Origin of the sequence: Nocardioides sp. J9 (assembly GCF_007829375.1) — a bacterium.
Taxonomy (GTDB): domain Bacteria; phylum Actinomycetota; class Actinomycetes; order Propionibacteriales; family Nocardioidaceae; genus Nocardioides.
The window spans coordinates 18120-40949 of the sequence record NZ_VLJQ01000035.1 but is presented as its reverse complement, the minus strand read 5'-3'; the positions used below and the strand labels follow the sequence as shown (position 1 = coordinate 40949).

General features: G+C 74.0%; 21 protein-coding genes. 13 read left to right on the top strand and 8 right to left on the bottom strand.

Features of this window, described 5'->3' with window-relative positions:
* Positions 1-23: 23 nt before the first annotated feature.
* Positions 24-833, bottom strand: a complete 810-nt coding sequence (locus tag L615_RS03205; protein ID WP_028656271.1) for an enoyl-CoA hydratase-related protein — start codon at positions 831-833, stop codon at positions 24-26.
* Between the two features lie 314 nt (positions 834-1147).
* Here L615_RS03205 and L615_RS03200 point away from each other — a divergent pair, with 314 nt between their 5' ends.
* Genes L615_RS03200 through L615_RS03185 form a run of 4 tightly spaced genes read left to right on the top strand, consistent with a single transcriptional unit; the run spans position 1148 to position 6283 of the window.
* On the top strand, positions 1148-2110 hold the full coding sequence (locus tag L615_RS03200) for a sugar ABC transporter substrate-binding protein (protein ID WP_145724094.1): 963 nt from the start codon (positions 1148-1150) through the stop codon (positions 2108-2110).
* A 14-nt stretch (positions 2111-2124) separates the two neighbouring features.
* Positions 2125-3687: a sugar ABC transporter ATP-binding protein gene (locus L615_RS03195; RefSeq protein ID WP_051485941.1), complete on the top strand. Its 1563-nt coding sequence runs from the start codon at positions 2125-2127 to the stop codon at positions 3685-3687.
* Entirely contained in the window at positions 3684-4679 is a 996-nt protein-coding gene (locus tag L615_RS03190; protein ID WP_051485938.1) for an ABC transporter permease, read from the top strand. The genes L615_RS03195 and L615_RS03190 overlap by 4 nt, the downstream gene beginning before the upstream one ends.
* A gap of 53 nt (positions 4680-4732) precedes the next feature.
* Positions 4733-6283 carry an amidase gene (locus L615_RS03185; RefSeq protein WP_051485943.1) on the top strand — a complete coding sequence of 517 codons (1551 nt, stop codon included), beginning with the start codon at positions 4733-4735 and terminating at the stop codon, positions 6281-6283.
* On the opposite strand, the gene L615_RS03180 is transcribed toward L615_RS03185, so the two are convergent.
* Positions 6267-7187, bottom strand: coding sequence for a class I SAM-dependent methyltransferase (locus tag L615_RS03180; RefSeq protein WP_145724093.1), 921 nt, complete (start codon positions 7185-7187; stop codon positions 6267-6269). The genes L615_RS03185 and L615_RS03180 overlap by 17 nt on opposite strands.
* 93 nt (positions 7188-7280) lie before the next feature.
* On the opposite strand from L615_RS03180, the gene L615_RS03175 reads away from it, so the two are divergent.
* Positions 7281-8009, top strand: a complete 729-nt coding sequence (locus L615_RS03175) for an oxidoreductase (RefSeq protein WP_145724092.1) — start codon at positions 7281-7283, stop codon at positions 8007-8009.
* A gap of 30 nt (positions 8010-8039) precedes the next feature.
* On the opposite strand, the gene L615_RS03170 is transcribed toward L615_RS03175, so the two are convergent.
* Positions 8040-8918, bottom strand: a complete 879-nt coding sequence (locus L615_RS03170) for an Fpg/Nei family DNA glycosylase (RefSeq protein ID WP_145724091.1) — start codon at positions 8916-8918, stop codon at positions 8040-8042.
* A 182-nt stretch (positions 8919-9100) separates the two neighbouring features.
* On the opposite strand from L615_RS03170, the gene L615_RS03165 reads away from it, so the two are divergent.
* On the top strand, positions 9101-10525 hold the full coding sequence (locus L615_RS03165; protein WP_145724090.1) for a hypothetical protein: 1425 nt from the start codon (positions 9101-9103) through the stop codon (positions 10523-10525).
* 65 nt (positions 10526-10590) lie between these two features.
* Complete coding sequence (locus tag L615_RS03160; RefSeq protein ID WP_145724089.1) at positions 10591-11799, top strand: ATP-binding protein; 1209 nt, start codon at positions 10591-10593, stop codon at positions 11797-11799.
* Between the two features lie 103 nt (positions 11800-11902).
* Here L615_RS03160 and L615_RS03155 read toward each other — a convergent pair whose 3' ends face one another.
* Positions 11903-12610, bottom strand: coding sequence for a Stf0 family sulfotransferase (locus tag L615_RS03155; RefSeq protein WP_145724088.1), 708 nt, complete (start codon positions 12608-12610; stop codon positions 11903-11905).
* A 136-nt stretch (positions 12611-12746) separates the two neighbouring features.
* Between L615_RS03155 and L615_RS03150 the strand changes: the two genes are divergently transcribed.
* The 3 genes from L615_RS03150 to L615_RS03140 all read left to right on the top strand — a co-directional run bounded on the left by L615_RS03150 (position 12747) and on the right by L615_RS03140 (position 16556).
* The gene (locus tag L615_RS03150) at positions 12747-13391 is read left to right on the top strand and encodes an SHOCT domain-containing protein (RefSeq protein ID WP_145724087.1); all 645 of its coding nucleotides are present in this window, start codon (positions 12747-12749) and stop codon (positions 13389-13391) included.
* A gap of 144 nt (positions 13392-13535) precedes the next feature.
* Positions 13536-15155, top strand: coding sequence for an ATP-binding cassette domain-containing protein (locus L615_RS03145; protein ID WP_145724086.1), 1620 nt, complete (start codon positions 13536-13538; stop codon positions 15153-15155).
* 210 nt (positions 15156-15365) lie between these two features.
* Positions 15366-16556, top strand: coding sequence for a hypothetical protein (locus L615_RS03140; RefSeq protein WP_145724085.1), 1191 nt, complete (start codon positions 15366-15368; stop codon positions 16554-16556).
* 24 nt (positions 16557-16580) lie between these two features.
* Here L615_RS03140 and L615_RS03135 read toward each other — a convergent pair whose 3' ends face one another.
* Positions 16581-17144, bottom strand: a complete 564-nt coding sequence (locus L615_RS03135; protein ID WP_145724084.1) for an RNA polymerase sigma factor — start codon at positions 17142-17144, stop codon at positions 16581-16583.
* Between the two features lie 75 nt (positions 17145-17219).
* Between L615_RS03135 and L615_RS03130 the strand changes: the two genes are divergently transcribed.
* Positions 17220-18764, top strand: a complete 1545-nt coding sequence (locus L615_RS03130; protein WP_186449704.1) for a serine/threonine-protein kinase — start codon at positions 17220-17222, stop codon at positions 18762-18764.
* A 40-nt stretch (positions 18765-18804) separates the two neighbouring features.
* Here L615_RS03130 and L615_RS03125 read toward each other — a convergent pair whose 3' ends face one another.
* Together L615_RS03125 and L615_RS03120 are read right to left on the bottom strand one after the other, a co-directional pair.
* Positions 18805-19584 (bottom strand): putative protein N(5)-glutamine methyltransferase, encoded by a 780-nt coding sequence (locus L615_RS03125; protein ID WP_145724082.1) that lies wholly within the window; start codon positions 19582-19584, stop codon positions 18805-18807.
* 25 nt (positions 19585-19609) lie between these two features.
* Entirely contained in the window at positions 19610-19825 is a 216-nt protein-coding gene (locus L615_RS03120) for a PspC domain-containing protein (RefSeq protein WP_028656980.1), read from the bottom strand.
* 140 nt (positions 19826-19965) lie between these two features.
* Here L615_RS03120 and L615_RS03115 point away from each other — a divergent pair, with 140 nt between their 5' ends.
* Together L615_RS03115 and L615_RS03110 are read left to right on the top strand one after the other, a co-directional pair.
* Positions 19966-20757: a glycerophosphodiester phosphodiesterase family protein gene (locus L615_RS03115; RefSeq protein WP_145724081.1), complete on the top strand. Its 792-nt coding sequence runs from the start codon at positions 19966-19968 to the stop codon at positions 20755-20757.
* 9 nt (positions 20758-20766) lie between these two features.
* Positions 20767-21705, top strand: a complete 939-nt coding sequence (locus tag L615_RS03110) for a DUF5926 family protein (RefSeq protein WP_145724080.1) — start codon at positions 20767-20769, stop codon at positions 21703-21705.
* Between the two features lie 69 nt (positions 21706-21774).
* Here the strand turns inward: L615_RS03110 and L615_RS03105 are convergent, their stop codons facing one another.
* Positions 21775-22830 (bottom strand): adenylate/guanylate cyclase domain-containing protein, encoded by a 1056-nt coding sequence (locus L615_RS03105; RefSeq protein ID WP_145724079.1) that lies wholly within the window; start codon positions 22828-22830, stop codon positions 21775-21777.

Sequence of the window (22830 nt, the reverse complement as noted above, 5' to 3'; positions counted from 1 at the left end):
CGGGGGTGTCGGGTCGGTGGGTGCTAGCGGCCCAGCGGCGCCAGGCCGGGGAAGACGGGCGGTCGTCCTTCGAGGTGGCTGGCCACGCCCTCCTCGCAGTCGGGTGCGGCGAAGGAGTCGAGCATGAGTCGGTGGGCCTCGGTCGCGGCGGACTCGAAGTCGCTGTCGAGCGCCCTGTGCACCTGGGTCTTGATGAGGTGCATCGAGGTGGGCGAACAGTGGTCCGCGAGCTGCTGCGCGTAGTCCACCGCGGCGTCGAGCAGGTGGGCCGGTTCGACGAGGCGATCGACCAGTCCGATGGCTGCGGCCTCCCGCCCGTCCACGATCCGTGCGGAGAGCAGGAGGTCGAGCGCGCGGCCCGGCCCGACGATGCGGGGGAGCAACCAGGCGATCCCGTACTCGGCGATCAGGCCCCTGCGCGCGAACGCCGTCGTGAGCTTGGCGTCCGGGGCGGCGAAACGGACGTCGCAGTAGAGCGCCTCGACCAGGCCCAGGCCGGCGGCGGCGCCGTTGATCGCGGCGATGAGCGGCTTGCGCAGGAGCAGGGGACGGTGCCGGGGTGCGGCGGGCTCGGGCAGTGCGCTCGCGCCGTCCCGGCTGACGGTGGTGAGGTCGGCCAGGTCGGCCCCGGCGCAGAACCCGCGGCCGGCGCCGGTGACCACGACAGCCCGGACGTCGGGGTCGTCCTCCGCCTCGTCGAGCAGCCCGAAGTAGCGCCGCTCGAGCTCGTCGGTCCACGCGTTGAGCCGCGCCGGGCGGTTGAGGGTGAGCACTGCGACGGCGCCCCGTCGCTCGGCGAGAACGGTCTCCTGGTGGTCGAGCGCACCTGGCACAACGGACCCCTGTCAGTGGGTGCGCCTGGCTGCCCGGCGCAATCGGTCTCGGATGCCCCCAAGGATTACTTGAAGTTGACGCCAGTCTCAACTAATGTGCGGTGAAACACAACCGCGGCGGCGACGCAGGGAGCGCCGGCCCACCGCTGATCAAGCCGGCCAGCCTCGACGGCGAGGCGTGCGACGCCGGCTCGACGCCCGCGCCGTGCTCGCCGCGCCGATGCGGCGTGCTCGGGGCGTGCCTCCGGTCGGCTCCGCTGCGCGGGGCCGACCCGACAACCGGCCCCGGCCGTCACCAGTCCTGAGGAGGACCGATGATCATTCGGAGAATCGCGCGAGGAGTGGCGCTGCTGGCGGTGGTGCCCACCGTCGCGTCGGCCTGCGGGGACACCGGAGGGGGTGACGACCCGGCGTACTCGATCGGCGTCGTCCAGTTCTCCTCGAGCGAGGAGACGAGCGAGACAGCGCTCCGGGCCTACCTCGACCACGCCGACGACCAGGGCTGGGAGGTGACCAAGGTCGACCCGCAGGGCTCGGTCGACAAGGCGATCAGCGCCATGAACGACTTCGTCCAGAAGGGGGTCGACGTCATCGTCGCCACCGTCTTCCCCAGCGAGTCCCTGACCGCCGGGATCCGTGCCGCGAGTGCCGCGGGCATCCCGGTCATCTCCTTCGCCGGCGGGCCCGCGGACGGTGTCGTCGTCGACATGGACGCCGGTCGCCCGACCGCGACCGAGATCTTCGAGATGCTCCTCGAGGACCTCGACGGAGAGGGCGACCTGCTGTTCTTCGGCAACAACCAGGGCCCGCCGTGCATGGGACGGGAGGCCGAGCTCATGGAGCTGGTCGCGGGCACGGGCATCGAGGTCACCCGCAAGGAGGTGCCGATCCCGGGCCACGTGGAGGCGGCCACGCAGTTCATCCACGCCTGGCTGGCCGAGCACCCGGCCGGCAGCGGCCCGCTGGCCGTCGTCGGCTGCCTGGACGAGGCGGCACTGGGCGCGGTCAGCGCCCTGCGACAGGAGCGGCGCCAGGACGTCCTCGTCTACGGCATCAACGGCACGTCGGCGGCACTGCACGCCGTCGAGTCGGGTGACATCCGGGCGGTGTCCTTCATCGACGTCGCGGCTGCCGGGAGGACCGCAGCCGAGCGCACGCCCGAGGTGATCGAGCAGGGCACCGATGCCGAACCGAGCGTGATCCCCATCCCGGCGGTGCTGGTCACCTCGGAGACCTACGCGTCGTTCGCCGAGAAGTACCCGGGCGCGGTCCAGTGACGAGCGAGGTGGGCATGCACGACCTCGCCGTGCGCGAGCCGGGGCACGCGTCGGACGCGCCCGTGACGCACGGGGTGAGCCTGGCGATGGAGGGGATCTCCAAGCGCTTCGGCGGCGCGGTCGCGCTGGAGGACGCCTCGGTCCGCCTTCGGCCCGGCACCGTGCTCGGGCTGTGCGGGGCCAACGGCGCCGGGAAGTCGACGCTGGTGCGGATCCTGGCAGGCGTCGAGCAGGCCGACTCCGGCCGGATCCTGCTCGACGGACGGGAGGTCCGCATCGACAGCCCGCGCGCGGCGACCGCGCTCGGGCTGAGCTTCGTCCACCAGGAGCTCAACCTGGTGCCGAAGTTCACCGGCGTGCAGAACCTCGCGCTCGGTCACTCCGCCAGCCGACTGGGCCTGGTCGACGAACGACGCGTGCGTGCGCGGGCCGCAGAGGTCGCGGACATGCTCGGTCACCCGCTGGTGCTGGACGTGCCTGTCGACCGGCTGCCCGTCGCGGAGCGGTGGATGCTGTCGCTGGCGCGAGGACTGATGCGGCCGGCGAAGGTGGTGGCCCTCGACGAGCCCACCGCGTCCTTCACCGAGGAGGAGGCAGAACGGCTCTACGCGGTCATCGAGCAGCTCACCGGCAACGGGGTGGGCCTCCTCTACATCTCGCACCGGCTCGAGGAGGTGCTGCGGGTCACCGACGACATCTGCGTCCTGCGCAACGGGCGACTGGTCGGGACCTTCGAGTCCGACACCCTCGACGTCCACACCCTGACCCGCCACATCGCCGGGCGAGAGGTCGAGTCCATCGAGAGCCAGGGCCCCACGCACCCGCCCGGGGAGCGGGTCCGGCTCGCCGTGCGCGGCCTGTCGCGGGCGCCCCTGGTGAACGGGATCGACCTCGACCTGCACGAGGGCGAAGTCCTCGGCATTGCGGGACTCGTCGGATCCGGCCGCACCGAGCTCGCGCGACTGCTGATCGGCGCGGACGCCGCCACCAGCGGCACGGTCGTGCTCGACGGGGAGCCCTACGCCGTGCGCAGTCCCCACGAGGCCATCCGGCGCGGGATCTGCCTCGTCCCGGAGGAGCGCCGCAGCCAGGGGCTCGTGCTGTCCGACAGCATCGAGGACAACCTCCAGATGGCTGAGCTGGGCGCGGCTCGGCGCGGCGCTGCCCTCTTCCGGCCTCGGTCGGCGCGCAGGGTCTCGAGGTCGCTCATCAAGCGGTTCGGCGTGAAGGCCAGGTCGTCCAGGGACCCGGTCCACTCGCTCAGCGGCGGCAACCAGCAGAAGGTCGTGCTGGGGAAGTACGTCCGCACCGAGCCTCGTGTGCTGATCCTCGACGAACCCACCGTGGGCGTCGACGTGGGCGCGCGTGCCGACATCTACCGGATCATCGGCGACCTCGCTGCCTCCGGTTGCTCGGTGCTGGTCATCTCCAGCGACTTCGACGAGCTCGCGATCTGCCACCGCGTGGTCGTGGTGCGTGCCGGGACCGTCGTCGCATCGGTCGAGCGGACCGCCGCGACGAAGAACCGCCTCACCGAGCTGTGCTTCACCCCCATCGACGAACAGGAGACGTCATGACCGCGACGACCATCCAGCCCGCGCTGGTGCAGCAGCCACGCTCGGCACAGCTCTGGCTCCTCCTCGGCCGGTACGGCGCCCTGATGATGCTCGCCGCCCTGGTGCTGGTGATGTCGGCGCTCAAGCCCGACACCTTCGCCACCGGCAACAACGTGGTCAACATCCTCAACCAGAGCGCCCTGTCCGCCGTGATCGCGATGGGCCTCACCTTCACCCTCGTCACCGGGGAGTTCGACCTCAGCATCGGCAACACCGCCAGCCTCGCCGGGGTCGTCGCGTGCACGGTCATCGTGCGGCACGACCTGTCGATCCCCGTGGCGATCCTGTCCGGGATCCTCGTCGGCATCCTCATCGGCCTCCTCAACGGCTTCGTGGTGACCGTGCTGGGCGTCAACGCCCTGGTCGCCACCCTGGGTGTCGGCACCCTCGCCGTCGGCGTGAACTACGCCATCGCCGGGGGCACTCCCGTCTCGCTGAGCGACCCGGACGGCTTCCTGGAGATCAGCCTGGGCCGCTTCCTCGGCATCCCGTATCCCGTCTACATCATGGCCGGGCTCGCCCTGCTGGCCTGGGTGGTCCTCAACCGCACCGTGCTGGGCCGCTCGATGCAGGCCGCCGGCGGGAACGCCACCGCGGCCGAGCTCTCCGGCATCCGGGTGGACCGGGTCCGCGTCGTGGGCTTCGTGATCTGCGGGGCGCTGGCCGGCCTCACCGGCGTGCTGCTGGCCACCCGGACCGGGAGCGCTGCGGTCTCCGCGGGGGACACCTACCTCCTGGCGGCCTTCGCCGCAGCGTTCTTCGGCTCCGCCGTGCTCCGCGACGGACAGTTCCACATCATCGGGACCGTCATCGGCGTGATCACCGTCGCCGTCGGCTTCAACGCGATCGCCCTGCTCGGGATGGAGACCTACTGGCAGTACTTCTTCCAGGGCCTCGTGCTGATCATCGGCGTCGGGGTGGGCACCGTCGCCCGGCGCCGCGCCGCCAAGTGACCCGCACGGTGGCGCCCGGCCTGGGCGCCGCCGCCTCCCAGAACGGAGTGCTGATGACCATTCCCGACCCGACCCTCGCCGACCTGCGGGCCCATGCCGCCTCGCTGACCCTCGACCTCGACGACACCGCGCTCGAGACCTTCCGGGCACTGATGGGGCCGAACCTCGACGTCTACCGGCAGCTCGACGCCATCGAGGACGAGATCCTCGCGCCGTCGTACCCCCGCGGGGCGGCGCACCGACCGCAGGACGAGGAGAACCCCTACAACGCCTGGGCCTCGAGGATCGACGTCCCGGGCGCGGCGGACGGGCCGCTGGCCGGCCGCACGGTCGTCCTGAAGGACAACATCAGCCTCGCCGGTGCCCCGCTGCTCAACGGCATGCGCTCGATGGACGGCTTCGTGCCCGACAGCGACGCGACCGTCGCGACCCGGGTCCTCGACGCCGGCGGGCGGATCGTGGGCAAGGCGCACTGCGAGTTCATGAGCGGCTCCGGCGCCAGCCACACCAGTGCGTGGGGCCCGGTGCGCAACCCTCACCGGCCGACCCACTCGACCGGAGGCTCGTCGTCGGGCTGTGCTGCGCTGGTCGCCGCCGGCGAGGTCGACATGGCGGTGGGCGGCGACCAGGGCGGATCCATCCGGGTCCCCGCCAGCTTCTCCGGGATCGTCGGCATGAAGCCCACCCACGGGCTGGTGCCCTACACGGGGATCGCGCCGATCGACCCGACCATGGACCACGCCGGCCCGATGACGGCGACCGTCACCGACAACGCCCTTCTCCTCGGCGTGCTCGCCGGCTCCGACGGGCTGGACCCGCGCCAGCACGCACCGCAGGTCAGGGACTATCTCTCCGGCATCGAGGACGGGGTGGAGGGCCTCCGCATCGGCGTGGTCAAGGAGGGCTTCGGCCTGCCCGGGTCCGAGGCGGACGTCGACGCCGCCGTGCGGGCGGCTCTCGACGAGCTCCGCGGACTCGGCGCGGTCGTGGAGGAGGTGTCGGTCCCGGTCCAGGCGACCGGCGCGACCGTGTGGCTTCCCATCACGGCCGAGGGCGCGCTCCGCACCATCTGCCACACCAACGGCTTCGGCACCGCGGCTCGGGGCTTCTACCCGATCGACTTCCTCGACCGGCTGGGGGGATGGCGGGAGATCACCGGCGAGATGCCGCCCAACGTGATCTCGGTGCTGCTCCTCGGGCAGCACATGCACGCCCGGCACCGGGGGCGGTACTACGCCAAGGCACAGAACCTCCTGCGCCGCGCCCGGGCGTCGTACGACGACGCGCTGGGGCGCCACGACCTGCTCGTCATGCCGACCACCCCCATGAAGGCGACCCCGTTGCCCGCGCCCGACGCGCCGGTCGAGCTGGTCGTCCAGCGTGCCTACGAGACCCTGGTGAACACGGCGATCTTCGACGCGACCGGACACCCCGCGCTCAGCCTGCCCTGCGGCGTGAGTGACGGCCTGCCCATCGGGATGATGATGGTCGGTCGCCATCACGACGAGCCGACCCTCTACCGGGCCGCGCGGGCCCTGGAGCGGCACCTCGCGCTGGACCTGGTCCCGGCCGGCGGCCGGCGGGAGGTCAGCGGAAGTCGATGAGCAGCATGCCCGAGTCGTCGTCGGCCGGCGGCTCGACCGCGGGAGCGAGTGCCACGGGGACCGTCGGCTCGCCGACGTAGTCGTCCGCCCCCTCCTCGGTCGCGCTGGCCCGGGCGTCCTCGGGCTCCTGCGGCGCGGGGGTCTGCCGGATGGTCTTGGGCTGGATGCCCACCACGGCGCGGAAGCACTCGGTGACCCACGGCAGCTGCATGCCGTCCATGCCGCGGCCGAAGTCGTCGTAGAAGGCCACGACCTCGCGGACCCGCGACTCCTGGCTGGTGCGCTCCAGCACGGCGACGTCGGGCAGCGAGCGGACGAGGTCCTGCACCGACGAGCGGTCGATGACCTGCCACTGCTTGAAGCTGGCGTCCTCCGCCGGGCCGAAGTACGGCGACGCCTCGATCGCGTCGTCGAGGCCGGCGCCCGCGGCGTGGTGGCCGATCAGGTTGCCGAGCCGCTTGACCCACGGGATCCGCTCGTCGCGCACGTTGCGGACGACCGCGAAGACGCCACCGCGCTTGAGGACCCGGGCGATCTCGGGCAGCGCGCGCTCGGCGTCGAAGTGCTCGAAGGACTCGGCCGCGACGACCAGGTCGAAGGTGGCGTCCGCGGCGGGGATCTCCTCCGCGGTCGTCTGCGAGACGCGCAGCTCGGGCAGCCGCAGGGCCAGCCGGTCGAGCATCCGCGGGTCGGGGTCGGTCGCGTGCACGTCGTGGCCGAGCTCGACCAGGTGCTCGGTGAGCTTGCCCGTGCCGGCGCCCAGCTCGAGGACGGTCAGGGGCTGGTCGCCGGTGAGCCACGCCGCCGCCTCGCGCGGGTAGCCGGGGCGACCGCGGTCGTAGGCCTCGGCCACGGCGCCGAAGCAGAGCGCGGCCGGAGGTGGGGTGGTGTCGTCGGTAGCCATCACGGCGAGGGTACGGCGGCAGCGACCCCGCGTGGCGGAGGCACGCCTGAGCCGGGCCGAGGTCACACCGCCGCCGTCAGTACCGTTGGCCCGGTGACGACCGACCCGCACGCCTGGCTGATCTCCCTCGAGGGCATCCCCTCCGGCTTCGCCGGTGCCCGCGACGGCATCGACGTCGTGCTGCGCGACCGCGGCCTGCGCCGCACCAGCCCCGAGCTGACAGGGGAGTCGCTGCTGCGCGGTGCCCACGCGAGCGCCGTGCTCGAGGGGTCGTCGTCGACGCTGGCCGAGGTCCGCGCCGGGGTGGGCGACGAGGTGGCCGCGGACGCCGTGCGCGTCTCGACCGAGCTGCTGTCGCTGGTGCCGGTCGTGCGCCGCCAGCCGCTCCAGGCCTTCGCCCGCCTGCACACCCTCGCCGCCCGCGGCGTGCTGCCCGACGAGCTGCTCGGCCGCCCGCGCGACGGGGAGGCGGCGTCGAGGTTGCGCGGCATCGCCGAGCTGGTCACCGCGCCCACCCAGGCACCCGCGCTCGCCGTGGCCGCGGTGGTGCACGCCGAGCTGGTCACCGCCGCCCCCTTCGGCTCCCACAACGGCATCGTCGCCCGCGCCGCCGAGCGGCTGCTGCTCGCGGCGAAGGGCGTCGACGAGAAGTCGCTCGTCGTGCCCGAGGCGGCGCACCTGGCGCTGCGCCCGCAGTACGAGTCCAACCTGCGCGGCTGGGCGACCGGCGGCCCGGCGGGCATGCACGCGTGGCTGCTCTACGCCAGCGAGGCCTACGCGGCTGCCGCCGAGGCCAGCCCGCTGGTCCGGGACGCGGAGTAGCGGCCCGCCGCCGACGAGGGCGACGCCGCGCTACTTCAGGAACTTGCTGGTCCGCCGGTCGGCGAGCGGCTTGCCGCCGGTCTGGCAGGTGGCGCAGTACTGCAGGCTCGAGTCCGCGAAGGACACTTCGCGGACGGTGTCGCCGCACACCGGGCACGCCTCACCGGTCCGGCCGTGCACGGCGAGGTTCGACTTCTTCTCGGCCTTCAGCTCGCTGGCCGCCAGGCCGCGGGAGCGCTCGACGGCGTCGCCCAGGGTGTCGCGGATCGCGGTGAACAGCGTGGTGAGCTCGGCCTCGTCGAGGCTGTCGGCCGGCTTGAACGGCGACATCCGCGCCGCGTGCAGGATCTCGTCGGAGTAGGCGTTGCCGATGCCGGCGACCGTGCCCTGGTGGCGCAGCACGCCCTTGATCTGCTTGCGCCCGGCCTCGGCGAGGATCTCCGCCAGCCGCGCCCGGGTGAAGTCGTCGGTGAGCGGGTCCGGACCGAGGCTGGCGATGCCCGGCACGTCCTGCGGGTCGCGCACGAGGTAGAGGGCGAGCGACTTCTTCGTGCCCGCCTCGGTGACGTCGAGGCCGGCGGTCGCGTCGTCGCGCTCGTCGAGCAACACCCGCACCGCGAGCGTCGACTTCGGGCTCGGCCGCGGCGGCAGGGACGGCAGCTCGTCGCGCCAGCGCACCCACCCGGCGCGCGCCAGGTGCAGGACCAGGTGCAGGCCGCTGGCCTCGATGTCGAGGAACTTGCCGTGGCGTCGTACGTCGTCGACGAGGGTGCCCTCGATCGCGGACAGCGGTGGGTCGTAGGTCTTCAGGGCGCTGAACGCGGCGACGTGGACCCGCGTGATCGCGCGGCCGTCCAGCCGGCCCCGCAGGTCCAGGGCCAGCGCCTCGACTTCGGGGAGCTCGGGCACGTCGACAGCCTAGACACGTCCGGTGACAGGGCCGGTCCGTGGCGCCGGTCACGCGCCGGTGGCGCAGCGCTGGGACTTTGTCCTGTTTCCGGCCCCGGGCAGTGACCGGACGGCGCCTCGCCCGGTTGGAGGCGTGCCGCGGCTCGGGGACGCGGCCCACCCCCCTGTCGAAAGGCCCCTCCATGTCTCGCCGCCACCTGCCCCGCCTCGTCCTCGCGCCCGTCGCCCTTGCGACCGTCGCCGTCGTCGGCCTCGGTCCCGCCGCCTCCAGCGCCGAGGTGTGCGGGCAGCCGACGGTCCCGGCTCGCTACGAGCTCGTCGAGCACCCCGCTGTCGTGACCCACGTGCCGGCGCAGGCCCACCTCGAGTGGCGCTGGGAACGCACGGTGCCGGTGACCGAGGTCGAGCACGCCCGCGTCGTCACCCCGGCGCAGCACGTCCGGACCTGGGGCCGGGCGGTCGACACGATCGAGCGCGAGCACGTGCGCAGCGTGGTCGTGCAGGAGCACGTCCCCGGCCGGGAGGAGCAGGGCCACTGGGAGGAGCAGGTCACCGAGCCCGCGGTGGTCCGCACCCTGTGGGAGTACCGCCACCACCGGACCGGTGCCCTGCGCTGGCAGGTGCCGGGCTGGAACGCCGGTGAGCTCGGCATCGGCTGGTCCCCGACCGGCGAGGTGCGCGACGAGGTCGTCACCGAGGCGACGGTCGAGCGGGTCTGGGTGACCACCTCGCCGGCCGTGCCGGAGGTGCCGGAGCAGCGCCGGGACGAGACCACTTGGGTGGTCGACGGCGACGAGCCGCCCGCCGGCGCGACCGCCACCGGAGCGACCCGCGTCGCCGGCAGTGTCTGGGAGACCGTCGAGCTGCCCGACGGCGAGGAGCCCGACGGCGACGGCTGGGTCGCCGACGAGCTCGTCGAGACCGTCCCGGCCGAGGTCGACCGGCGGTGGCTGCCGGAGGGCGTCGCCGCCCCCGCGGGGTACGACGCCACCGGCGCCACCCGCGCCGCCGCGCCCCGCCACGAGGAGACCACCGGCGCCTCGGCCACCGCCCCGGAGGGCGAGGGCTGGACGCAGGTCGCCGGCTCCGAGGTCACCGTCGTCGACGTCGCCGCGCACGACCGCGTCGACCAGCAGGCCTGGGTCGAGCTGGTCCTGGTCAGTCCCGAGGTGCCCGGCACGCCGTGCCCGAGCGAGCCGGTGATCGGGGAGGGCGGCGACGACCCCGACGGCTCCGACGACTCCGACGACGACGTGGTCCCGAGCGACCCGCTGCCGGTCGACGACGCGGATGACGCAGACGACGCGGATGACGCGGATGACGCGGACGACGCGGACGACGCGGATGACGCGGGCGACGACGGGGACGGTGCCGTCGACGACGAGGACTACGAGGAGGCGACCGGTGACGACCTGCTCGACGGCGACGTGGTCGTCGACCAGGAGGAGGGCGAGGTCGGCGGGATCGCCACCGTGGCCAGCCCGGTGGCCGTGCTGCCGGCGACCGGCAACGGCGCCGAGCCGTGGCTGCTCGGCCTCGGCGTGGCCGGCGTGGTCGCCGGCGGTGTGCTGGTGCGCGGCAGCCGGGGCCCGGTCCGCCACCGCTGACCCGGCTTCTCCGACACGCTAGGTGAATCTAGGGCGAGCGCTAGAGACGCCGATAGCGTCGGAGCATGGACCCGATCCGCAACCCGTACGCCCCGGGCGCCGGCCAGCGCCCGCCCGAGCTCGCCGGTCGTGACCAGCAGCTCGCCGCGTTCGACGTCGTCCTGGAGAGGGTCGCCCGGGGCCGCCCGGAGCGCTCGCTGGTGCTGACCGGCCTGCGCGGGGTCGGCAAGACGGTCCTGCTCAACGCGCTGCGCTCGGCCGCCGTCCGCAAGGGCTGGGGGACCGGCAAGCTCGAGGCCCGGCCCGACCAGTCCCTGCGCCGGCCGCTGTCGTCCGCGCTGCACCAGGCGGTGCGCGAGCTCGGGCGGCCGGCGCTCGACGCCGCCGAGGCCGACGACGTCACCCAGGTGCTCGGCGTCATCCGGTCCTTCGCCCAGCGCGACGCCGGGGCGGACGCGAAGCTGCGCGACCGGTGGAGCCCCGGCATCGACGTCCCCGCCGTCCGCGGCAGGGCCGACTCCGGCGACATCGAGATCGACCTCGTCGAGCTGTTCTCCGACGTCGGCGGGCTCGCCGCGGACGCCGGCAAGGGCGTCGCGGTCTTCATCGACGAGATGCAGGACCTCGGCGCCGCCGACGTCTCCGCTCTCTGCGCGGCCTGCCACGAGCTGAGCCAGAACGGCCTGCCGTTCATCGTCGTCGGTGCCGGCCTCCCGCACCTGCCGGCGGTGCTGTCGGCGAGCAAGTCCTACTCGGAGCGGCTGTTCTCCTACCAGCGCATCGACCGCCTCTCCCGCGACGCCGCCGACCGGGCGCTCGCGGCCCCGGCGGCCGAGGAGGGCGCCGAGTTCACCGCCGAGGCGCTGGAGGCGATGTACGACGCCACCCGCGGCTACCCGTACTTCATCCAGGCCTACGGCCGGGCCGTCTGGGACCTCGCGCCCCGCACCCCGATCACCGCGGACGACGTCGCGGTCGCCGGCCCGGAGGCGGAGCAGGAGCTCGCCGTCGGCTTCTTCGGCTCCCGCTTCGAGCGGGCCACCCCGGCCGAGCGCGACTACCTGCGCGCGATGGCCGACGCCGCCGGCGACGAGGAGGACCCGGTCGGCTCGGTCGCCACCGCGGACGTGGCGGGCGTGCTCGGCAAGAAGCCGCAGTCCCTCTCCCCGGCGCGGGACTCGCTGCTCAAGAAGGGCCTGATCTACTCCGGCGAGCGGGGCCGGATCGCGTTCACCGTCCCTCACTTCGGGCGCTACCTGCGCACCCAGTCCTGACCCGGCGTGCGCCGGCGTCTCACGCGCCGTCGCTGAGGAAGCGTGCCTTCCAGTCCTCGTTGACCTGGTCGGCCTGCCGCTGCGGCGGGGGGGCCCCAGGGGGTTATAGCTGGGGCGGCTGCACCAAGGGCTCGGCACCGGGCTGGCGTTCCACGCCGAACCACTCCAGCACCCGGTTGACGGTGCCGMCCGTGTCCGCCAGCAGGTCCTCGTACTCGACCCGCAGCGGGGTGATCCCGTTCTGCGCGAAGCAGTCGTCCCAGAGCGCGTTCTGCCGCTCCAGCGTCGCGATGGCGTCCCGGATCTTGCCGGCGTCGTACTCCGGCTCGACGTCACTGCGCTGGAAGCTGATCCAGGCCTTCGTCTGGCGGGCGATGGCCAGGGAGATCCCCTGGGCGACGACGTCCCGCCGGCGGATCTGGACGTAGCGCTCGAAGTGCAGCGCGTCCAGCAGCGCGGGCTGCTCGGCGAAGCGGCGGAACTGGGGCCAGTGCGCCTTCGTGCCCCACCAGCCCGTCGGCGAGGTGCGGTGCCGGTACAGGTGTCCCAGGACCTCCTCGAAGGTCTCGACCCCGAGCCGCTGGCACCACTCCTTGCCGTGGGTGGGGTGGAGGTACTCCAGGGGTGCCCCGAGCGCGCCGGTCTCGGTCAGCAGATGTCCGAGGTAGTGGCTGCCGGATCGTCCGGTCGAGGCCATCAGCCACGTGCGTGGCGTGCCCTCGAACTCCGGCAGGTCGTAGGCCGCACCGAACTGGTCCCACCGCTCGGCGGTCGCAGGAGCCGTGGCGTCATCGGCAGGAGGGGTCGACATGATCGCTCAGGCTAGCCGTCCGGGCGCGGTCCCGCCGTCTCGCGGGCACCCGCGACGCCGCCGGCGACGAGGAGGAGCCTGGTGCAGTTCCTCCTCGCCCGTTCCCCGGAACCGCCCGGCGCCCTAGCCTGTCCGCGTGAGCGTTCCCGCCCCGGACGTGCCGCCGCCGCGCTCCTTCGCCCGCAACCTGGTCCCGACGCTGGCCTTCGTCCTGCTCGCCGGCATCGTCGGGCCGATCTTCCTCGTCGTGGGGCTCAGCCTCCCCGCCGACGACCCGAACGCCGCCTGGCTGCTCCCGGTCGGCATCGCGATCACCGTGGTCGACGTGCTGGTCGCGGTCATGGTCGCCCACCACCGCACCGACCGGCAGCGGCGGACCTGGGAGCTGCGCACCCGCGGCCGGCGGGCCCGCGGGCGGGTGCTCTCCTTCGAGCAGACCAACGTCCGCATCAACGACCAGCCGCAGGTCGTCATCCGCCTCCTGATCGAGGGCGACGACATCGCGCCGTTCGAGGCGCAGGCGCGGACGGTCGTGCGCGACGTGCACGTGCCGCTGCTGCACACCGGCGTCCTGCCGGTGCTCATCGACCCCGAGACCGACGCGTGGGAGATCGACTGGGAGGCCGCGCAGGTGGTCTCGCCCACGGCGCTTGCGGGGTCCGCGGAGCCGGAGCGACCGGCGGCCGAGCGCCTCGCCGAGCTCGACGACCTGCTGCGCCGCGACCTCGTCAGCCGCGAGGAGTACGACGCGGCGCGGGCCCGGATCCTCGAGGATCTCTGAGCCCCGGCCGGTGCCGCCGGTTAATCGTTGGCGCGGGACCGGCCGGTCGTCGTACCGTGGCAGCACCATGTGGCTGACTGCTTGACCGACTCGCGCCCGCGGCCCCGTGCCCGGCGAGTCCGACCCTCGTCGCGAAGGCCCGTCATGCCAGCCACCCCCACCATCCAGCCCGTCGTCGTCCGCGACCTGACCGTCGCCTTCGGCCGGCGCACCGTCCTCGACGGCATCGACCTCCTCGCCCAGCCCGGCCGGCGGATCGGGCTCATCGGCGAGAACGGCGCCGGCAAGTCCACGCTGCTGCGCGCCATCGACGGCACCCTGCCGCGCACCGCGCAGGTCGGCGGGACCGTCGAGGCGCCGGCGGACCGCGCCTTCCTCACCCAGGAGCCGCCGTTCAGCGACGCCGCCACCATCGAGGACGTCCTCGCCACGGCGCTGCGGCCGCTGCGGGATGCGGTCGCGACGGTCGAGGCGCTGGCGAGCCTCCTCGCCGCCGAACGGCTCGGCCTCGACCNCGCCGCCGCGCTGGAGCTGGCGCTCGCCCACGACGCGTGGGACGCCGACCGCCGGGCCCTCCTCGCCGCCGAACGGCTCGGCCTCGACCGGCTCGAGCCCACCCGGCAGGTGGGCTCCCTGTCCGGTGGCCAGCGCACCCGGCTGGCGCTCGCCACCCTGGTCACCCGCCGGCCGGGCTGCCTGCTGCTCGACGAGCCGACCAACCACCTCGACGACGACGCGGTGGCCCTGCTCGTCGACTTCCTGCGCGACCTGCCGGGCGTCGTGCTGCTCACCAGCCACGACCGGGTCCTGCTCGACGAGGTGTGCACCGACCTGGTCGACCTCGACCCGGTCGGGATGGGCACCGACGGCCGCGGCGGCCGGAGGTACGGCGGCGGCTGGTCCGCCTACGCCGCCGAGCGCGAGGCGGCGCGGCGCCGGTGGGAGCAGACGTGGGCGCAGCAGCAGGAGGAGCTCGAGCGGCTGCGCGCCGCGACCCGGATCGATGCCGGCGCGATCGCGCACAACCGCGGGCCGCGCGACAACGACAAGTTCATCCACGCCTTCAAGGGCGCGAACGTCGACCGGGCCCTGGCCCGCCGCAAGAAGGGCGCGGAGCGGCGGCTGGAGGAGGCGGAGCGGACGCAGGTGCGCAAGCCCCCGGCGCCGCTACGGCTGTCGACCGAGCTCACCGGCGGTGCTGCTGCGGGCGGCGGTGCCGGTGGGCGGGTGGTCACCGTCCGCGACCTCGAGGTCGTCGACCGGCTGCGGGTCACGGGCGCGAACGGCTCGGGGAAGTCGACCCTGCTCGGTGTGCTGTCCGGCCGGCTCGCCCCGACCGCCGGCACCGTGCAGGTCGGCGCGCAGCGCGTCGTCGAGCTCACCCAGGACCCGGTGTTCCCCGACCTGACCGCCTCGGCCGCCGACACCTACGCCGCGCTCGTCGGCTCCGACCTCGCCGTACGCCGCCCGCTGCGCTCCCTCGGCCTGCTCCACCCGCGCGAGCACCCCAAGCCGGTCGTCCTGCTGTCCGTCGGGCAGCGCCGCCGCCTCGCCCTGGCCGTCGCCGTCGCCTCCGCCCCCGACCTGCTGCTCCTCGACGAGCCGACCAACCACCTCTCCCTCGCCCTGGTCAGCGAGCTGGAGGAGGCCATCGGCCGCAGCCCCGGCACGGTCGTGGTCGCCTCCCACGACCGCTGGGTCCGCCGCCGCTGGGCCGGCACCACGCTCGCCCTTTCCGCCTCACGCGGGGCCGGTCCGCTGTAACACGTTGATCGCGGCTCTTCCCGCGCGTTGGCCGCGGCCGAGGGGCGCTGGGTGGGGCTGGAACAGTCGTGACGGGGCTGCCAGGTCGGCGTACGACGTGTTGCAGCGAGGCCGGCCGGCCGCCGTACGAGCGACCCGCAGGCTGCGTCCACAACCAAACAGGTTCCGCCGGCGTCACACGGGGCAGGAAGGCCTTGGAAGGGGACCTGCATGAACCGCACCACCGTCGTCGCGATCGCCGCCGCTGCCGTCATCGGTACCACCGGCGGGGTCACGCTCGCCGTCGCGGGCGTCGGTTCCGGCGACCGCGACCCGGGTGCCTCGGACCGCACCACGCCGGGCGGGAGCAGCACCGGCACCACCGCCACGGACACCACCGCCACCGCCACCACCGCCACCGCCACCACCGCCACCGACGGCAGCGACGGCACCGACGGCAGCGACGGCACCGACACTGCCACCCCGCAGCCGCTCTACTACGCCGACGGCGCGATCCACGACGGCGGGACCAGTGTCGCGGTGCCGACCGAGGTGGCGGCCAACGACGTCTACGAGCTCTACGCCGTCAGCGGCGGCTGGCTGGTGGTGAACGGCGAGGACGACTCCAGCAGCGACATCGTCTACACGGGCACCTACGTCCAGCAGGACGGGGCTGCCTGGCGGATCGGGGAGTGGCGCGGCGCCGCCGACATCACCGCCGACCGGCGACGGGTCGTCTACTCGGACCGGTTCAAGTGGCACGTCGCGACCTTCGCCGACCGGACGACGGAGGCGCTCGACGTCCTGGACGGCGTCGGCAAGGAGCTGCCGTTCATGGAGGTCGACACGCTGCGCGAGGGCGTCGCGATCGGGCCGGAGGGGATCATCAGCGCCTACGACGCCGGCGGCACCTCGCGGCTGGCCCAGACCGAGAAGGACCACTGGACCCACGAGGAGTGGGGACCACGGGGCGTCGACGTGCCGCTCACCTCGCCGGACGCGACCCGGGCCGTCGCGTCGTACCCGCACCCCGACCTGGCGCCCGACAGCCCGTTCGGGTCGTGCCTCACCGGCGGCGCGACCGACGACACCGGCTCGTGGTGGGAGGAGTGCGAGGTGGGCCCGGCGTCGCCGGAGCCGTGGTCGCCGTCGGGTGCGGGCCTGCTGGTCATGGGCACGGCGAGCGACGGCTGGGGCCCGTCCTGGCTGCGCGTCGTTGACCCGCTGACCGGCGAGGAGCTGAGCGAGGTCGACCCCGGCAACCTGCTCGTCCGCGGGCAGTGGGGCGACGAGACCACGGTCTTCGCGCTTGTCCTCGACGACCGCGACTTCAGCGGGCGGATCAAGGCCTGCGACACCGGGACCGGGAAGTGCACCGAGGTCAAGCGGGTGTCGGACTCGGCCGTCCTCGGGTCGCGCTGAGTGCGCGCGGACCTCGCGGCCGCCTCACCCCTCGACCCGCAGCAGCGGCCGGACCGCCTTGCGGGCGTGGTGGATGCGCGCCTTGACCGTCCCGAGTGGGGTGTCCAGCAGCCGCGCGATCTCGTTGTAGTCGAGCTCCTGGACGTCGCGCAGCACCAGCGGCTCGACGAGGTCGGGGTGGCTCTCGGCCAGCACCTCGAGCGCGTCCAGCAGGTCGAGCCGGCTGCCGGCGATGACGCTGGTGGTGCGCGGGTCGGCGTGGACCGGCAGCTCGTCGACGGCGTGCTCGGCCGCCCGCCGCTTGAGGGAGCGGTACGTCGACCGGGCGCTGTTGGAGGCGACCGCGTGCAGCCACGTGGTGAACCGGCTGCGGCCGGCGAAGGAGCCGATCTTCGTGGCGACCAGGAGCAGGGCGTCCTGGGTGGCCTCCTCGGCGTCCTGCGCGTGGAGCAGCATCCGCCCGCAGATGCGGCGGACCCGCGGCTGGACCGCGGCGAGCAGGTCCTCGAGGGCGTCCCGGTCACCGCCGGCAGCGCGGAGCGCGAGGGCGTCGAGCTCGTCCGGACCGAGCTGCTCGAGGTGCTCCATGGACCGATCTCCCGGGGTGCTGGTGCTGGTACGCCGTCGACGTCTGCATTCCCCCGGTCGGGCAGACTACGCACCGTGTCCCTGCCGGAGCGACTCGGGAGGCTCCGACGTGTCGACCGGATCGGAGCCGGTGGTTTCGCGACCGTCTGGCTCTACCACGACGACGAGCTGGACTCGCCCGTCGCGGTCAAGGCGCTCGCCGACAACTGGGCGCAGCGCCAGGACGTGTGCGACCGCTTCCTCGAGGAGGCGCGCATCCTGCGCCGCGCGGACTCCGACCACGTGGTGCGTGTCTACGACATCGGCGAGGTCGACGGGACGCCCTACTTCGTCATGTCGTACGCCGACCGCGGCACCGTCGCCGACCTCGTCGACCCCGGTGCGCCGCTGCCGGTCGGCCGGGTCGTCGACCTGCTCGCCCAGGCGGGTGACGGCGTCGGCGTGCTGCACCGCCACGGCGTGATCCACCGTGACATCAAGCCGCAGAACCTGCTGCTGCGGTCCACGCCCGACGGCGGCGAGCGGGTGCTGGTGGCCGACCTCGGCGTGGCCAAGGCGATGCTGCACGCGAGCGGGCTGACCCAGGTGGTCGGGACGCCGTCGTACATGGCGCCCGAGCAGGCCACCGGGATCGGCCTCGACCTGCGCGCCGACGTGCACGCGCTCGGCGCGGTCGCCTACCAGCTGCTGACCGGCCGGCTCGTCCGCGACGGCGGGCTCGGCGCGCTCGTGCAGCCGGCGCTGCCGCCGGCCCCCTCGAGCGTCGCCGACGTGCCGGCCGCCTTCGACTCCGTGCTGCTCCGCGCGCTCGCCGTGGACCCCGACGACCGGTGGCCGGACGTGCCGTCGTTCGTCAGTGCGCTGCGCTGGTCCGAGCGCACGTCGGTGCAGGAGGAGGCGCGGACCGACACCGCCGAGCGCCTCCCCCTGCCGCAGGACGTCGCCACCGTGCTCTCGGGCCCGGGCACAGCGACGGTCCATTCCGGCGGTGCGGACGGCGCTCCGGACCCGGTCGCCTCGGAAGCCGGGGGCGGCCCCCGCCGGCGGGTGTTGCCGCTGGTGCTGGCGTCCGCGCTCGTGCTGGCGGTGACCTTCGGCGTGGCCTTCGCGGCGACGCGGCTGGTCGGGGGCGACGACCCCGGCCCCGGGTCGGGCCGGTCCGCGAACCCCAACCTGGCCGAGGACCCCTCCCTCGGGCCGCCGGACGGCGACATCGACTTCCCGAGGCTCCAGGTGCCCAACGGCCAGGCGTACGACACCCGCGTGGTGCGCGCCGACGGCCAGGCCTGGCGCTACCCGGTGCCGGTCGGCTGGGTGGCCTACCGCGTGGCCGGTGACGGCGGCGACGGCGGGGGTTCTCCCTCTGCTTGGGGTCGTGGGGCGTCGAGCCGACGAGCACCGTCCCTGCCCGCGTCGCCTCGAAGACCGAGGAGCTCGAGGGGTCGCCGGACCTGCGCGGGGTCGACGTCTACGAGACGACCGACGACACCGTCTACTTCACCTACCGCGACGGCAACAACCGCCAGCGGTGGAACTTCTTCCGGTGGCTGCCCGACGCGGACGGGCGGATCTCGCTGGAGATCTCGGTCGCCGGGCGTCGGGCCGACCGCGAGGGGCTGACGACGCTGCTGGACGCCGTGGCCGAGGGCGCGGTCGCGCGCTAGCCCCGGCGGGTCCCGGTGACCACGGTCGCGTCGCGGTCCTCGTCCCGGTCGACGCGTGCGCGCAGGCCCTGCCCGGCCAGGACCTCGAGGGCCGCGTCGACCTGTGCCGCGGCGACCTCGGAGTGCACGCTGGCCCCGGGGCGCAGCCACTCGGGCGCGAGGGCGGCGACGCGGCGCAGCACGTCGAGGCCGTCGGGACCGCCGTCGACGCTGCCGCGCGGCTCGTGGTCGCGCGACTCCGGGGGCATCGCGGCGATGGCGCCCGTCGGCACGTAGGGGACGTTGGCCAGCAGCGCGTCCACCTGCCCGCGCAGGTCCATCGGCAGCGGCGCTGCCAGGTCACCGAGGTGGACGGTGCCGCCGACCGCGGCGAGGTTGCGGGCCGCGCAGGCGACCGCCGCCGGGTCGACGTCGGTCGCGTGCAGGGTGGTGCCGGGGCGCCGGTGCGCGAGCGCCAGGCCGACCGCCCCGCTGCCGCAGCACAGGTCGACCACCGTGGCCGGCCGGTCGGGGGCGAAGGCGGCGAGGGACCGCTGCGCCACGTCGACCAGGAACGCGGTGCGCTGGCGGGGCACGAAGACGCCGGGGTCGACCGCGACCCGCAGGCCGTCGAACGCGACCCACCCGAGCACCAGCTCGAGCGGCTCACCACCGACGCGGCGTCGTACCAGGTGCTCGAGGGCGCCGGGGTCGGGCGCCGCCTCCGTCAGCAGGCGCGCCTCCTCCTCGGCGAAGACGCAGCCGGCGGCGCGCAGGCGGGTGACGAGGTCGGACATCCCGGCCAGCGTAGGTGGACCGGGGTCAGGCCTCCGGCATCAGGATCCAGCCGGCGACGTAGAGCACGATGCCGGTGCCGAAGCCGAAGACGACCGCGGCCACCAGGAGCAGGCGCACGACGGTGGCGTCGATGCCGAAGTGGTCGGCGATGCCGCCGCACACGCCGGCGACCATCCGGTCGTGGCGTCGACGGGTCAGGCGGCGGCCGCGGGTGGAGGAGTAGTTCTCGTAGTTGCTCATGCCTCAACGGTGCCCGCTGCGCGGCGGCCACACATCGGGGAACGACCCCGGTCCGACCCCGATCCCGACCCTGAGCCGGTCCCTGACCAGCGGCCGGGTGTTGCCGCCGCAGGGGCGTGCGTGCCTGCGATGATGCTGGCATGCGACCCCAGGTCGTCGCCCACCGCGGCGCCAGTCACGACATCGCCGAGCACACCCTCACCGCTTACCTCGAGGCGATCGGCACCGGCGCCGGCGGGCTGGAGTGCGACGTCCGGCTCACCGCCGACGGGCACCTGGTCTGCGTGCACGACCGCGACCTGCGTCGTACCGCCGCGACGAAGGGGATCGTCTCCACGATGGACCTCGCCGAGCTCAACGAGCTCGACTTCGCGTCGTGGAAGAACCCCTGGTCCGACCTCGACGACGAGGCGCCGGAGGTCGACGAGCGCGGCGTACTCACCCTGCGCAAGCTGCTGGAGACCGTCGCCGACCACGACCGGCGCGTCGAGCTGGCGATCGAGACCAAGCACCCGACGCGGTACGGCGGGCTGGTCGAGAAGCGGCTCGTCGAGATGCTGCGCGACTTCGGGTGGGACCGCGCCGGGGCGCCGGTGCGGATCATGAGCTTCTCGTTCACCGCGCTCCAGCGGGTGGAGCGACTGGCGCCGGAGGTCCAGCTGGTGCAGCTCTTCGACAAGCCCAACACCTGGCCGATGCTGCGCCGGGTCATCGGCGACGACTGGGTGCTCGGCCCCGGCATCGCCATGCTGCGCGACCACCCGCGGCTGCGGGCCAGCCTGCTGCGCAGCGGACGCGACATCCACGTGTGGACGGTGAACACTGAGGCCGACCTCCAGCTGTGCCTCGACCTCGGCGTGAAGGCCGTCATCAGCGACCGTCCGCGCTACGTCCTCGACCTGCTCGACTCCCGCTTCGGGGTCGCCGAATAGTCTTCGCGCATGGCGAAGAAGAACCGCTCGAAGACGTCGGCGACCACGACCCCCGGCGAGGTCGGCCCGCGCCAGCCCTGCCCCTGCGGCTCCGGCAAGCGGTACAAGGCCTGCCACGGCGCGCCCGGCGGCGGTGACGTCTTCGTCAAGCGCCCCTTCGAGGGCCTGGCCTCCGAGTGCGACATCGTCGCGATGCGCGAGCTCGTGCCGGCCGCGACCGCCGCCCTGCCGCTGGCCGGCGAGCACGCCGACCGCACCGTCAAGCTCTGCACCCTGCTGCCGATGGCCGCACCCGCGCTGGTCCGCGACAGCGGCGAGGTGTGGCTCGGCCTCCAGGTCCAGCACGCCTTCGGCGACCCGTCGCGCGACCTCGGCGCCGTGCTGCGCGACGCGCTCGCGGCCGAGCCCGGCGCCGGCATGGTCGGCCTGACCTCCGCCCCGCCCGCCGACGCTCCGCGCCTGCAGGACCTCGTCGCCGACGGCCCGCTGGCGGTCGAGGTCCACGAGGGCTTCGACTTCTGGGTCGCCGACATGGACGCCAGCTCCGAGCTCGCCCAGGCGCTCGAGCAGGCCGAGGGCGCCGCCGCCCCGACCGCCCGGCTGACCGAGGTCACCGCGGCCTACTGGACCCGGATGGGCGCCAAGGAGCACCTGCGCTGGGTGATGCCCGAGCCCGAGGACGTCCTCCTCGACGCCCTCGCCCGGCTCCACGTCTCCGGCGACGACGTGATCGTCCCCGACGCCCGCTTCGTCGGCATGTTCCGCGCCCACGGCCTGCTCGCCCCCGTCTGGGACCTCCCCGTCGGCACCGGCCCCGAGCCGCTGGAGGAGGCCGCCTCCTCGTTCAGGGCGAAGCTCGACGAGGCCCTCGCCGCCACCTCGGACCTGACCACCGAGGAGCGCTCGGCCCGCAACGGGCTGGCCAACCGGCAGGTCACGATCCGCTGAGGCGGGTGGGGAATCACCTCTTCAGCGGCGTTTCCCTCACTTCCTGACCGTTGCAACGGTCAGGAAGTGTCAGTTTCGCCGCTGGAGCGGTGATTCCTGCAGCGACCACACCTTGAGCCGCGAGTACCCCTTCACCGACACCCGCCGCAGCCGCTTGAAGCGGTACGACGACCCGCCGTCCGCAGCCCCGGCAGCTCCGGTGGGGTGGTCGTCGTCGGCCAGGCCCGAGCGACCCGTCAGCGCCTCGTAGGCGCCCAGGTCGACCAGCACCGAGCTCGGCCGGGCCACCGAGGTGAGCCGGGCGGCGATGTTGACCACCGGCCCGAACACGTCGCCCAGGCGGGTCACCACCTCGCCGTACGCGACGCCGGCGCGGACCGCGGGGAAGGGGTCGTCGGGGTCGGCCCCACGGGCGGTGAGCTCGAGGGCGATGTCGGCCATCACGTGCGGTGAGTCGGCGACGAGGAGGAGCTCGTCGCCGATGTTCTTGATGATCCGCCCGCCGCGGTCGACGGCGATCTCCAGCACGGCCGTCTCGAACGCCTCGAGCCAGGCGACCAGCTCGCGGTCGGAGAGGGTGCGGGAGCGGGAGGTGTAGCCGACGATGTCGACGAAGCAGACCGCGAGCGGGGCGGCCGAGCCGGACGACGCCTCGGCGAGCAGCCGGCCGCCGGCGCTGAGCAGGTGGCGGCGCCACGCGTAGGACTGCAGCTGCTCGACCAGCGGCAGCACCTCGTCGGAGATCGCGAGCAGGCCCTCGGTCGGGTCGGCGCCCTGCTCGCGGGCCACGTCGGCGAGAAGCGCCACCTGCCAGTCCGCGAGCCGGGCGAAGCTGCGGCCCCACGTGCGGACCAGGCCCTCCTGCCGCTCCTCGCTGAGCACGCCGAGGCGCACCAGCGCGCTGGCGAGCTCGAGGGCGCGGACGTCTGCGTCGGTGAAGGCGACGGTGTCGTCGGGCACGTGGGCGAAGCCGAGCAGGTGCCACAGCGCGTTCGCCGTCTCCAGCGGCACGCCGGCGCGGGCGGCGACCTGCACCTGCGTCAGGTGCGGCGCCTCGCCGAGCAGGTGCTCCTCGAGCGCGCCGACGACCCCGCCGTCAGCGGCGGGGTCGTCGGTCGGGGTCAC